The sequence below is a fragment of the Pyxidicoccus xibeiensis genome, from assembly GCF_024198175.1.
Taxonomy (GTDB): Bacteria; Myxococcota; Myxococcia; order Myxococcales; family Myxococcaceae; genus Myxococcus; species Myxococcus xibeiensis.
The window spans coordinates 197,891-211,583 of the sequence record NZ_JAJVKV010000010.1; the positions used below are offsets into that span (position 1 = coordinate 197,891).

The window sequence follows — 13,693 nt, forward strand, 5'->3', positions numbered from 1 at the left end:
GGCAATCCCCCAAGACAGTTCCAGGCGCTCGCGCGCCGTTCGAAGCGCTTCGAGAGCTGGCTCCGGAGTCACCCGCGGCTGTCCGCCGGTGATCACCGGATCCTTCGGAATCTCGCGGCCTTAGCGTTTTGCAAATTTTGCATCCGAACTCGCAGTGAATCCCCGCGGAGGTGGCGACATGGAGAAGGAGCTGAGCTCGAAGGCCAGTGTGAACGGCAAGGAGCGACGCAACGGGCGGAAGGGGAAGGCGGCTTCGACGGGCCTGACGGTGGAGCGGTTCTTCACGACGCCGGGGGTGGACCCGGCGGATGAGCTGGCCTGGGAGTACCGCAGCGCGGGCATCACCGGCGAGGACGGCAAGGCCGTCTTCGAGCAGAAGAACATCGAGGTGCCCAAGGCCTGGTCGATGCTGGCGACGAACGTCGTGGCGTCGAAGTACTTCCGGGGCACGCCGGGCACGGCGGAGCGCGAGTCGAGCGTGCGCAAGCTGGTGGCGCGGGTGGTGGACACCCTCACCCGCTGGGGCGTGGACGGCGGCTACTTCGCGTCGGAGACGGACCGCGAGACGTTCCACGCGGAGCTGACGCACCTGCTGCTGCGGCAGAAGGCGTCGTTCAACTCGCCCGTCTGGTTCAACGTGGGCGTGGAGGCGCAGCCGCAGTGCTCCGCGTGCTTCATCAACAGCGTGGAGGACTCCATGGACTCCATCCTCACGCTGGCGCGCACGGAGGGCATGCTCTTCAAGTACGGCAGCGGCACGGGCAGCAACCTGTCCACCATCCGCGGCAGCAAGGAGCTGCTGGCGGGCGGCGGCACCGCGTCCGGCCCGGTGTCCTTCATGAAGGGCTTCGACGCCTTCGCCGGCGTCATCAAGAGCGGCGGCAAGACGCGCCGCGCGGCGAAGATGGTCATCCTCAACGCGGACCACCCGGACATCCTCGAGTTCATCCGCTGCAAGTCCGCCGAGGAGAAGAAGGCCTGGGCGCTCATCGACGCCGGGTATGACCCGTCCTTCAACGGCGAGGCGTACTCGTCGGTGTTCTTCCAGAACTCGAACAACTCGGTGCGCGTCACCGACGAGTTCATGAAGGCGGTGGTGAACGACGCGGCGTGGACGACGAAGGCCGTGCGCGACGGCCAGCCCCTGGACACGTACCGGGCGAGGGACCTGTTCCGCGAAATCGCCGAGGCGGCGCACCTGAGCGGCGACCCGGGCATGCAGTTCGACAGCACGGTGAACAGCTGGCACACGTGCTCGGGGACGGCGCGCATCAACGCGTCCAACCCGTGCTCGGAGTACATGTTCCTGGACGACTCGGCCTGCAACCTGGCGTCCCTGAACCTGATGCACTTCCGCACCATCGACGGCGACTTCGACGTGACGGCGTTCCGCCACGCGGTCGACATCATGCTGATGGCGCAGGAGATCATCGTCGGCTTCTCGCGCTACCCCACCGAGCGCATCCAGAAGAACAGCCATGACTACCGGCCGCTGGGCCTGGGGTTCGCCAACCTGGGCGCGCTGCTGATGGCCACGGGCCTGCCGTACGACTCGCCGGCGGGCCGCAACTACGCGGGGGCGATTACGTCCCTGATGTGCGGCGAGGCCTACGCGATGAGCGCGCGCCTGGCGGAGAAGCAGGGGCCGTTCGTCGGCTACGCGAAGAACGCGGAGCCCATGCTGGGCGTCATCCGCAAGCACCGCAAGGCGGCGTACAACATCGCGCCGGAGGGCGTGAGCGAGGAGCTGTACGCGGCGCAGAAGGCGGCCTGGGACGAGGCGCTGGCGCGCGGCGAGGAGCACGGCTTCCGCAACAGCCAGGTGACGGTGCTGGCCCCCACGGGCACCATCGGCTTCATGATGGACTGCGACACCACCGGGATTGAGCCGGACATCGCGCTCATCAAGTACAAGAAGCTGGTGGGCGGCGGCATGCTGAAGATCGTCAACCAGACGGTGCCGCTGGCGCTGGAGAAGCTGGGCTACCCCCAGACGCAGGCGCAGGACATCATCAGCTACCTCGACAAGCAGGAGACCATCGAGGGCGCGCCGCACCTGAAGCCCGAGCACCTGGCGGTGTTCGACTGCGCCTTCAAGCCGTCGCGCGGCGAGCGCAGCATCGGGTGGATGGGGCACATCCAGATGATGGAGGCCTGCCAGCCGTTCCTCTCCGGCGCCATCTCCAAGACGGTGAACATGCCGTCGAACGCGACGGTGGAGGACATCGAGAAGGCGTACCTGGAGGCCTGGAAGCGGGGCCTGAAGGCCATCGCCGTGTACCGCGACGGGTGCAAGCGGACGCAGCCGCTCAACACGTCCAAGGACGCGGGGAAGAGCGCGAAGGCCCAGGCCAAGGCGGTGGAGCCCGAGGTGCAGCCGGCGGTGAAGCCGGAGCCCCGCGCGGTGCGGCGGCGGCTGCCGGACGAGCGCCGGTCAATCACGCACAAGTTCTCCATCGGTGGCCACGAGGGCTACCTGACGGTGGGCATGTACGAGGACGGGGCGCCGGGCGAGCTGTTCATCGTCATGGCGAAGGAGGGCTCGGTGGTGAGCGGGCTGATGGACAGCTTCGCCACCAGCGTGTCGCTGGCGCTCCAGTACGGCGTGCCGCTGAAGGTCCTGGTCGACAAGCTCAGCCACACCCGCTTCGAGCCCAGCGGCTTCACGGGCAACCCGGCCATCCCCATCGCCAAGTCCATCACCGACTACATCTTCCGCTGGCTGGAGCTGAAGTTCCTGCCGAAGCAGGACGAGGCGGAGGACGCGGTGCTGGCCGCCCCGGTGGAGGCGACGCCCACGCAGCAGGCCCTGCCCGCCGAGGTGGTGACGCCGCCAGCCGTGTCCGGGCTGCGCTCCACGTGGCTCAACCAGGCGGACGCGCCGCCGTGCCACACGTGCGGTGCCATCATGATTCGCAGCGGTGCCTGCTACAAGTGCAGCAACTGCGGCGCCACCAGCGGCTGCAGCTGAGCGCGGCGCGCAGCGCGTGAAGTGAGGAGGGCTCCGGAGCTGCTGGCTCCGGGGCCCTTCTGCTTTCAGCGTGTCGTCGCGCGGTGGGTCCGGCTCAGGGGAGGCGGTCGTAGGTCTCCGACGCCTTGACGAGGACGCGGGACAGCTCTTCGACGGTGGAGGACTCGACGGGCTCCGAGCCCGGGTCCGCCACGATGAAGGCGACGGTACGGCCGCGACTGCGCACGGCGGCAACCACCAGGTGCGAGGACGCCTCGCCTCCGAGCGCGGAGAAGATGGCCTCGTCCTGCGGGGTGGTCGGTGCGTTGAAGATGCTCGGACCGCTGACGGCCATCGCCGAGGTGAGCAGCGAAGGTGCCTCCAGGTCCACCTTCAGCGCGGAGACCGCCGGGCTGTCACTCCCCTGCCCCCAGGCGTGCCCCACCCGCGCGAGCCCGAGGCTCTCTCCGAGGAGGTACGCCCGGCGGAAGCGCCCCGCGCAGTACGCGAGCAGCACCTTGCCGAGCATGCCCTGCGTCCCCACGCCATCCAGCGCCGCGAGCACCTGCTCCGCCGTGACCGCGGGCCCGACGGACGGCGTCTCCGTGGAGGCGCTGGCCGCGGCCAGGAGCGAGCTGACCACCTCGGAGGGCTCGCCCGCAGAGGGCTGCCAGGGCTGCTGGATGAAGTCCCAGGGCGAGGCCAGGGGCAGCTCGGTGGCCGGCGGAACGGCGGGCTCAGGGGAGAGGGCCGGTCCTTCGAGGTCCACGGTGCGGTCTGCCCAGGTCGTCTCGGGGACGTGGCCGATGGGGCCGCTGTGCTCCCGCCCCTGCCAGCCCACGAACTCCCAGGTCGACGCGAGCTCCATCGGCTCCTCGGACGAGGCGGGCAGGTCTTCCAGCTCGATGGGGGCTCGCGAGGTCTGCACCACGGGCCTGGGTGCGGACTCCGGAACGAGCGGAACGGCGGTTCCTTCGGGGGCAGTGTCGCCCGACGGGGGAACGGCCGTGAGCTTCGGGCTCACGTCGGTCTGGGGTTCCGGAGAGGACCCGGCCGCCAGGGCCGGCGAGACATCGCTGGAAGGAACGTTCGTTCCAACTTCGGGCGCGGGCTCGGCAGCCGCGGGGAGGACCTCGGAGGTGACCGCGAGCGGGCTGGAAGGAACGTTCGTTCCAATTCCGGGCGCGGGCCCGGCCCCACCGGGTTGGGCCTCGGAGAGGGCCTGGAGCGGGCTGGAAGGAACGTTCGTTCCAATCTCAGGCGCGGGCTCGGCCGCACTGGTATGGCGCTCGGAGAGGGTTTCGAGCGGATCCGAGGCGCGTGGCTCCAATTGCCTGGCGAAGCGCTCAGCCGATGGAGCGGGAGTCTCCGCTGCGGCCTCCGTGCGGCGTTCATCCTCTGGCGCAGGGTCCTGCTCGGTGAGCGCCATCGGCCGCTCGTTGGTGGGGACGGCTGCTCCCGCTTCTTCAGGAGCTGTCGTGCTCGGCTCGACAAGCGTGACTCCATCGAGCTGAGTGGCGGCAGCGGGTGCCACCGGAAGCACCGCGTCTGGCGGCACAGGCGCCGTGCCCTTGCCGTCGAGCGCGTCGGGCGTGACTTCTTCGGCCAGCTGCGCGAGCGCGGGAGGCTCCTGCTCCGCCGGGGCCGACGAGGCAACTGGCTCGAGAGACAACGCGTGGACTGCCTCCGCCCTGAAGGGCGCCTCCAGACCGCGGTCAGAGACGGATTCAGGCCCTTCGGAGGACGCGGCCGTTGCCTCACCCTGCCCTGCCGACTCCGTCAGCGAGGGCTCGGCATGGGCCACCTGGGGCGCAAGAGGTACGGAGGGTTCCGCACTGGCATCAGACGTGGGAATGGCGTGCGGATGTTCGTCGAGAGGTGCCGCGACATCCATCACCTCGCGCGCGGTGTCGAGACCACCTGCGCCCGTCTGGATGACGGAGAGCCCAGTCTCCTCGTGGGCGCGCTCGACCGGAGTCAGCGGCTCCGAACCGGCAGTCAGCCCGCTGCTCGACTCCGCTGGCGCGCTCGACTCGAAAGCCTGGCTCTCCGCCATGCGCACGGAGGCGGACAGCGCCTCGACCTGGGGCTCCATCCCGGGCGCGGAGTCCGACGGACCGGAGCCCTGGTCCTGCGCTTCGCTCATGAGGGCCACCAGCGGCGCGGCCTGAGTCTCCGTCTCGCTCGCGGCTGGCGCATGGCCCACTGCCTGAGCCTCCGTCGCGCTCGCGGACGGCAGCTGCTCGGAAGCCCGAGCACTCGCCACACTCGCGGACGGCAGCTGCTCGGAAGCCCGAGTACTCGTCACACTCGCGGACGGCAGCTGCTCGGAAGCCCGAGCACTCGTCACATTCGCGGACGGCGACGTCGCCGAAGCCTGCGCCTCGGAGTCACGCACGGGTGCCGCGACATCCTCCTGCGCCTGCTCTGGAGCCTCGGGCGGAAGCAGGGTGGCGAGGTTCGCCGTCGTCGAGGGCTCCAGCTTCTCCGGAGTGGAAGGCTGAACCGGAACCGGCAGCCCGGGCGCAGGAACGGACTGTGCGAGCCCCCCCGTCGCAGGCGCGACGGTACGCGGAGCCGCGGGCGACATCCCTGGAGGCACCCTCGACATTCCCGGTGGCACCGCGATGGGCATCCCCATCGGAGGAGTTCCCGTCCCTCGCGCCTGGGGTCCTTCGCCGGGACGCTGCGGGCCGGGAGGAGCCATGCCTCCCTGCGGCGCCATCCTCGGCGGAGGTGGACGCCCGGGCATCGGCGGCCCCGCCATCGGCACTCCAGGGCCCTGCGAGCCTGGAGGCATGCCCGGCCCCTGGGCTCGGCCGGGAGGCACGGGTCCACCAGGTGGAGGCCCCTGACGCGGAGGCATTCCCGGGTGTGCGCCCGGAGGCATCGGAGCCCCAGGCATCATGCCCGGAGGTGCCATGGGCCGTCCCTGCATTGGCCCGGGAGGCCCGCCCATGCCGGGAGCCATCATCGCGCCTGGAGGCATGGGCGGACGCGCGGCGCCAGGAGGCAGCGGTGCCGGCGGCATCCCTGGAGGCCGTGCCCCCTGAGCCATCGCCGCCCCGTGCGGCGGGGGCATCGGCAGGTGCCCGGGATGCGGCGGCAACGGAGCCCCGGCTTGCATCGGAGGGATGGCGCCACCCTGCGCCATCGCGAGCGGCATCGGAGCCCCCGCCTGCATCGGAGGGATGGCGCCACCCTGCGCCATCGCGGGCGGCAGGCCTCGCGGAGCCATGCCGGGAGGTTGCGGCGCCGCCATCCCCGGCGGAATGGGCGGCCTCGTCATCAGCGGAGGCGGCGGGGCCCCTGGAGGACGCGGCGCCGCCCCCGGAGGCGCCATTGCCTGCGGAGGCATCGGTGCACCAGGAGGGGCCATCCGCGGCATGCCCGGCGGAACAGGCGCCTGCCCCCCTTGAACCGAGGGCATTCCCGTCACCGAGGGAGGCCGCGCGCCGGAAGGGCCCGCCATGCCGGGAGGCACCACGCCCACGGCAGTGGCCGGCCTCGCAACCATCCCCGGAGGCTGCGGCGCGACAGGCCCCGTCCGCTCATCCAGCACGGGAGCCCCGGGCGTCGGCATCGGTCGGACCTGCCCACCGGAGGAGTGCCCCGGCGCGCCAGCCATTCCCTGCGGCACCTGAGCAGGCACCATTCCCGGAGGCTGCGGAGTCATCGGCCCCGCCTGACGGGCCTGCATCCCCGGAGGCTGCGCGCTCCCCGGGTCGTCCACCTTCCCGGCCTGCGGAGGTCCGTCCACGCGCGGAACCTCCGTCGGCGTCAGGCGTGGCGGCGACGCGGGACGCATCCCCTCAGGCGCCGGCGCTCCCGCCGTGTCAGCCGCCGGAGCCGCGCGCATCGCCATGGAGGCAAGAACGGGCGGCCCCGACTCGAAGCCGGCGACCACCGGGATGTCCTCCACCACCTCCCCCTCCTCCAGCACGTCGAGCTCCTCGGTCGGCTCGGGCTCCGCCGCCAACCTCGGCGGTGCCGACACGTGGGGTGCCTCCGCCACCACCTCGAACTCCTCGGTCGGCTCGGGCGCGAGCCTCGGAGGTGCCGACACGTGGGGCGCCTCCGCCACCACCTCGAACTCCTCCGCCGGCTCGGGCTCCGCCGCCAACCTCGGAGGTGCCGACGCGTGGGGTGCCTCCGCCACCACCTCGAACTCCTCCGCCGGCTCGGGCTCCGCCGCCAACCTCGGCGGCGCCGGCACGTGCGGCGTCTCCTCCAGCACGTCGAGCTCCTCCGTCGGCTCGGACTGCGGCGCGAGTCGCGGCGGCGCTACCACGCGCGGCAGCTCCGCCGGAGTGAGCCGGGGCGGCGCCCCTGGCCTCAGGCCCGCGGGCACCTGGGCGCCCCGCTCCACCCCCGCGGGCACGAGCTGCGGCGGCCCCTGCCTCTCGACCCCCATCGCGGCCAGCACCGGCGGGCCTGCCTCCGTCGGAGGCAGTCCTCGCGGCGCTCCACCTTCCCGCAGGTCCATCATCGCAGCGGGCGTCGCGGGCGCTTCGGACTCGGCCGCGTCCGCGTCGTCGCTCAGGTACTGGCCCGGCGCCAGTCCGCCGAACATCCCCTCCGCGCCCGGGTCTGGGCGCACGGGCGCGGGAGGCAGCGGCACGGCCGCCTCCGCCACCAGCGCGGCCCCAGGCCCCGCCAGGGGCGCGGCACGCGGCGCGCTCCGTCCGGGCGCCTTCTGGAGGAACCGCGCATCCCGCTTGATGCCGTAGCGCTTCGCCTGGAACTGGAACAGCCGCAGCTCCGGCGTGACGAGCGGGACGATGCGCAGCCCCGTCCCGAAGCCGAGCGCATCCGTGTGCTGGATTTCCTGCGGGCTCACCATGGCCACCTTGAGCCGCCGCCCCTCCTGCCCCAGCGGGAAGGCGAGGTGCTTCTCCGCCAGCGCGGCCGGCAGCAGCCCCAGCGTCGCCGCCGTCACCGCCTCGAAGTCCGCCTCCTGCGCCACCGGGTAGCGCGTCTGCTCCCCCAGCACCATGGCCAGCGTGTCGATGTCGAGGAACTCGAGCTCGACGAGATTCGTCCCCAGCCGCCCTCCGTGGATGAGCTGGGCCTTGAGGGCCTCGTCGAGCTGCGCCTGAGTGATGAGGCCCTTGCGGACCAGGAGTGCCCCGAGCTTTTCGGCCATGCCCCCCGGATTGTAGACGGCTTCTCGCCGCGGGGACGTGCCCTCTCCAGGGGTGCCACGCCTTTCCGCCTGCCTGCCCGCCAAGTCGCAACCCAGGTGCGGAAACAACCGCTCCGCGTGAAATCACCGCCCCCGGCCCCTCGACGCGCGCAAGTGCCCCGAAAGACGGGCGTCCAGCAATACATTAAACACTTGCCTTCCAGGGAATGTCGGCAACGGCAGGTATAACGGCCAGTGCAGCCTGGAGCTGCGCAGTCCCCATCCCCGCAGGAGAACCGATGAAACGAATCCAGCTCGCATGTCTCGTGGCGGCCCTGTCGCTGGCAGCGCCGACCGCACTGGGCTCGGCGCCCGTGTGCAAGACGGAGCCGTCCCCCGCGTCGCAGGGCATCACCAAGGTGGGCGAGGACGTGCACCGGCGCTTCGAGACGGCGCACCCCTACGCCACCACGGCGGTGCGCTCGGAGAGCGGCCCCGTACACACCGACACCCTCCACCACCCCGGCGCGGCCTACATCGCGCCGCACTTCGAGCGGCTGGAGCTGGAGGAAGGCGACTTCGTCGTGGTGCGCTCGCCGGACGGCACCCGCTCGTGGACGTATGACAACTCGCACCCCGGCGCGCGCACCGGGTTCTGGGCCATCCACATCCCCGGCGACACGGCCATCGTCGAGCTGCACAGCCGCGACACCGAGGACCGGCGCGGCATCCTCAACCGCCACGGCTACACCATCGACCTGTACGCGCGCGGATACTCCAACCAGGAGATGGGCTTCGCCAACCTGCAGGAGGCGCTGTGCGGCGGTGACGACTCCGGCTGGGCGCCCTGCTACGCCTCCAGCGACCCGGCCATCTACGGCCGCGCCCGTCCCGTGGCGCGCCTGCTCATCAACGGCTCCGGCGCGTGCACCGGCTGGCTGGTGGGCAGCCAGGGCCACCTGATGACGAACCAGCACTGCATCGGCACCGCGGCCGACGCGCAGAACACCAGCTACGAGTTCATGACCGAGGGCGCCACCTGTACGACGAGCTGCGCGAGCTGGTTCGGCTGCCCGGGCAACGTCATCTCCGGCGCCACGCTGGTGAAGGTGGACGCGCCGCGCGACTACGCGCTGGTGCAGCTGTCGCAGAACCCCACCAACACCTACGGCTACCTGCAGCTGCGCTCCACGGGGGCGGTGGTGGACGAGCGCATCTTCGTCCCGCAGCACCCGGCCGGCTACGGCAAGAAGATTGCCGTGCGCTCCACGGACTCGAGGGACCAGTCCGGCTTCGCCGAGGTCTACAGCCTGACGGAGGCCTCCTGCCAGTCGGGCGGCCCCAACGACGTGGGCTACTTCGCGGACACGCAGGGCGGCTCGTCCGGCTCGCCCGTCATCGGCCACTCGGACAACCTGGTGGTGGCGCTGCACCACTGCGCCAACTGCCCCAACCGCGGCGTGCCCATCCAGGCGGTCATCACCCACCTGGGCACCAGCCTGCCCCAGTGCGCCATTCCCACCGCCGGCTGCCCCAACCCCAACGGCACTGGCGAGCCGCCCCCGCCGCCGCCCCCGCCGCCGGCCAACTCGTTCGAGTACTCGGCCACCAACACCAACAGCGCGCAGCAGAGCACCACCAACCGGAAGATTGCCCTCACCGCCGGCCAGAAGCTCACCGTGGCCACCTGCGGCCTGACGGGCGCCACCCTCACCGGTGACACCTGGCTGCGCCTGTTCAGCCCCGCCGCCGTCGAGGTGGCCTCCAACGACGACGCCTGCGGGGGCCGTGGCTCCAGCATCACCTTCACCGCCAGCACCGCCGGCGAGTACGAGGTCCGCGCCGGCTGCTACCAGAACGGCAGCTGCGGGGGCCGCGTGGTGTGGGAAATCACCAACGGCCAGCCGCCTCCGACGCCGACCACCGGCTCGTTCAGCTTCAGCGGCACCAACACCAATAGCGCGCAGCAGAGCACCACCAACCGGGACGTCACCATCACCGCGGGCCAGCGCATCACCGTGGCCACCTGCGGCGTGACGGGCGCGTCGTTCACCGGGGACACCTACCTGCGCCTGTTCAGCGGCGCCACGCAGGCGGCCTCCAACGACGACGCGTGCAGCGGCACGGGCTCCAGCCTGACGTACACGGCGACGGCCTCCGGCACGCTGCAGATTCGCGCCGGCTGCTACAGCAGCAACACGTGCAGCGGCACCGTGGTGTGGAGCATCCAGTAGTCCCGTGAGCTGTCGGGTCCGGGCCGTGGCCTCACCGCCGCGGCCCGGCCCCGTGCCGGCGCCGGACGCCGTGCCTCAGCGCGAGCCGCGCCGGTAGACATCCGGGTCCCACTTCTCCATGAAGCTCGCGGGCGCGCTCAGCGGCGTGAAGCCGTGCTGGGCGTAGAGCCCGTGCGCGTCACGCGTGGCGAGCAGCCACCGCCGCAGCCCCTGCAACTCCGGGTGCCCGACGATGGTCGCCGCCAGCCACTGGCCCAGGCCCTGGCCGCGCAGCGCCTCGTCGATGAACACGTCCGCCAGGTACGCGAAGGTGGCGAAGTCCGTCGTCACCCGCGCGAAGCCCACCTGCTCACCGGAAGCCGCGCGGTACACGCCGAAGGGCAGCGAGTGCTCCACCGCCCGGCGCACCAGCTCCAGGGGAATCCCCGCCGCCCAGTAGGACGACTGGAGGAAGCGGTGCACCACCTCCACATCCACCCGCGCGCGGTCCGTGCTGATGACGAAGCCGTCCCGCGTCCACTCGTGCGTGCCCACCCGCTGTCTCCGTCAGTACGCGTTCTTCGACAGGAAGCCGCCCAGGGCGGTGCGCACGAGAATCTTCAGGTCCATCAGCAGCGACCAGTTCTCGATGTAGTACAGGTCGTACTCGATGCGCTTCTGGATGCACGTCTGGCCGCGCAGGCCGTTGATCTGCGCCCAGCCGGTGATGCCCGCCTTCACCTTGTGCCGCAGGTGGTAGCGGGGAATCTGCCGCTTGAACTCCTCGATGAAGACGGGGCGCTCGGGGCGCGGGCCGACGAGGCTCATGTCGCCCAGCAGCACGTTGAAGAACTGCGGCAGCTCGTCCAGCGAGTACTTGCGCAGGAAGGTGCCGATGGGCGTGCGGCGCGGGTCCTCGCGCGAGGCCATCATCGCGCCGCAGTGCTCGGCATCCACGCGCATGGTGCGGAACTTGAGGATGGGGAAGGTGCGCCCGTCCATGCCCATGCGCTCCTGGCGGTAGAGGATGGGCCCGCGGCTGGTCAGCCGCACCGCCAGCGCCGTGGCCAGCATCAGCGGCGAGGTGACGAGGATGGCCAGCATCGAGAAGAGGATGTCGAAGGCCCGCTTGGACACCCGGCTCCAGCCCTCCATGGGGTCGCCCTGGAGGCGGATGATGGGCAGCCCGCCGAACTCCTCCAGGCCGCCGTAGAGAGTGATGTACTGGTACAGGTCCGGCACCACGCGCACGTCCACGGTGCGCAGCGCGAGCTGCTCCATCAGCCGCTTCACGTGCGCCTGGTCCTCCAGCGGCAGCGCGATGATGACCTGGTCCACCGGCTGCGAATCCAACATCTGGTTCACCGAGTCCACGTGGCCGATGACGCGCACACCGCCCACGTACTGGCCCACCTTCTCCGGCCGCAGCGTGAGCACGCCCGTCACCCGGAAGCCCAGCTCGCGGTGCCCCTCCACCGTCTCGATGACCCGCTGCCCCAGCTCCCCCGCGCCAATGACGAGGATGGACTTGAGGTTGTGGCCCCGCCGGCGGATTTCACTCAGCACGTAGCGGAACGCCAGGCGGTTGCACGTCACCAGCACGAAGGCGTACGCGACGAAGATGACCAGCGTGAGGCGCGAGTAGCGCTCACGCGCGAAGTACGTCGCCGCCACCAGGATGAGCGTCGCGGTGATGGTGGACTTGAAGACCTCGAAGACCTCGCCCGTGTTGGTGCGCGCGCGGTTGGTGGCGTACAGGCGCGACTGCTTGAAGGTCATCGGGAAGATGACCAGGACCATCAGCAGCGAGACGACGGTATCTTCCCAGGGAGGGATGCCCTCCGTGACGGGAACGATGCCGGAGAACCGGGTGACGTACGCGAGGCCGAACGCCATCGCGAGCATCACCATGTCCGCCACAATCTTGATGGACGTGTAGAACCGCTGGAGACGACTGAACACCGCGGGACTCCTGTAGCCTGGTCAACGGGCGGCCACCCCACTGCAAGACTCGCACCCCAAGCCCCCGGGCACGGGTCCTGCCCGACACGTATTGACGGCCGGGCGTCCTAGCACGAGAAAACCCGTGAAACCAATGGGTTGGCTTGACCCCTCCCCCACAGTGGGTGTCAGTGGACAGCTCTCCCCCATGGAAGATGGAGGGTGGGCTGACAGCGGCGTCACACCCCCGAGGCCCGGGCTGGGGAGGACGTCCCCACCCTGAGGAGTGCATCCACCTCGGCCAACATGGCGCGTTGGAAGGCGGCGCGGCTGAAGCGCTCGGCCTGCGAGCGGGCGTCCACCGGCCGGAAGTCGGGCTCCCACGCCTCGAACTGGCGCACGGCGGCGGCGAGGGCGGCGGGGGTCTGCTCGGAGAAGAAGAGGCCGGTGCGGGAGGTGACAGTCTCCAGCACGCCGCCCCTGCCGTAGGCGATGACGGGGCGGCCCGTCGCCTGGGCCTCGAGGGGGGTGATGCCGAAGTCCTCCTCGGGCGTGAAGACGAGCGCGCGGGCGTCCCGGTAGAGCCCCGGCAGGGCGTCATCCGGGACGTTGCCGAGGAAGCGGATGTTGGCGGGCACCGGCCCCGACATGAGGCGTGAGGCCTCCTGGCCCGTGCCCACCACCCAGAGAGGGGCGCCCAGCTCGCGGAACGCCTCCAGCGCCACGTCCAGCCGCTTGTAGGGCGCGAAGGCCCCGAGCCACAGGAAGTAGCCGCCCTGCCCGCCGCCCTCCAGCGGCTGCCGGGCGAAGCGCTCCAGGGCCACGGGCGGGTGGACGACGGTGGCCTCGCGATTCCAGAAGCGGCGAATCTTCGAGGCGATGTGGTGGCTGTTGGCGACGAAGCGGTGGACGCCGGACGCCGTCCTCCGGTCCCACTGCTGGAGCCACGGACGCACGGCGTGGGCCGCCGCGCGCACGGGCAGGCGCGCGCGGCCCGGGCCGAAGTAGTCGTCGAAGAGGTCCCACATGTACCGCATGGGCGCGTGCACGTAGCTGAGGTGCGGAGTCCCCGGCGGGACGCGCAGGCCCTTGGCGACGCAGTGGCTGGACGAGAGGACCAGGTCGTAGTCGTCCCGCAGGCGCAGGGCTTCGATGGCCCGCGGCATCAGCGGGAGGAAGTGCCGGTAGCGCGCGTGGATGCCCGGGATGTGCTGGAGGAAGGAGGTGAAGATGCGGCGCGACTCGATGGCCGGAGACTGGCTGCCGGGCTTGTGGACGAGGGTGTAGATGTCCGCGTCCGGGAGCACTTCGCAGAGCGCGTCGAGGACGCGTTCTCCCCCGCGGTGGGTGACGAGCCAATCGTGGACCAGGGCGACCTTCACGACAGGGGCTTCTAACACCGGGGCGGCGCGGTGCCGAAAGACAGGATGCCTGGCTGCCTGCCTGGCCCCCATGGGCGCCCTG

6 protein-coding genes are annotated in these 13,693 nt (G+C 71.0%); 2 read left to right on the top strand and 4 right to left on the bottom strand.

All coding sequences use genetic code 11. The features are described from left to right. The first annotated feature begins 178 nt into the window (after positions 1-178). Positions 179-2,971: a vitamin B12-dependent ribonucleotide reductase gene (locus tag LXT23_RS35225; RefSeq protein ID WP_253984781.1), complete on the top strand. Its 2,793-nt coding sequence runs from the start codon at positions 179-181 to the stop codon at positions 2,969-2,971. Positions 2,972-3,065: 94 nt separating this feature from the next. Here the strand turns inward: LXT23_RS35225 and LXT23_RS50465 are convergent, their stop codons facing one another. Beyond that, positions 3,066-8,096: a GspE/PulE/PilB domain-containing protein gene (locus LXT23_RS50465; protein ID WP_323379119.1), complete on the bottom strand. Its 5,031-nt coding sequence runs from the start codon at positions 8,094-8,096 to the stop codon at positions 3,066-3,068. A gap of 278 nt (positions 8,097-8,374) precedes the next feature. Here LXT23_RS50465 and LXT23_RS35240 point away from each other — a divergent pair, with 278 nt between their 5' ends. Next, a complete protein-coding gene (locus LXT23_RS35240; protein WP_253984782.1) occupies positions 8,375-10,309 on the top strand; it encodes a serine protease in 1,935 nt (644 codons plus the stop codon). A gap of 75 nt (positions 10,310-10,384) precedes the next feature. Here the strand turns inward: LXT23_RS35240 and LXT23_RS35245 are convergent, their stop codons facing one another. From LXT23_RS35245 to LXT23_RS35255, 3 genes are all read right to left on the bottom strand, one after another. After that, complete coding sequence (locus tag LXT23_RS35245) at positions 10,385-10,843, bottom strand: GNAT family N-acetyltransferase (protein WP_253984783.1); 459 nt, start codon at positions 10,841-10,843, stop codon at positions 10,385-10,387. A gap of 12 nt (positions 10,844-10,855) precedes the next feature. Then, the gene (locus tag LXT23_RS35250; protein WP_253984784.1) at positions 10,856-12,250 is read right to left on the bottom strand and encodes an undecaprenyl-phosphate glucose phosphotransferase; all 1,395 of its coding nucleotides are present in this window, start codon (positions 12,248-12,250) and stop codon (positions 10,856-10,858) included. 218 nt (positions 12,251-12,468) lie between these two features. Next, entirely contained in the window at positions 12,469-13,611 is a 1,143-nt protein-coding gene (locus tag LXT23_RS35255) for a glycosyltransferase (protein WP_253984785.1), read from the bottom strand. Positions 13,612-13,693: the final 82 nt, after the last annotated feature.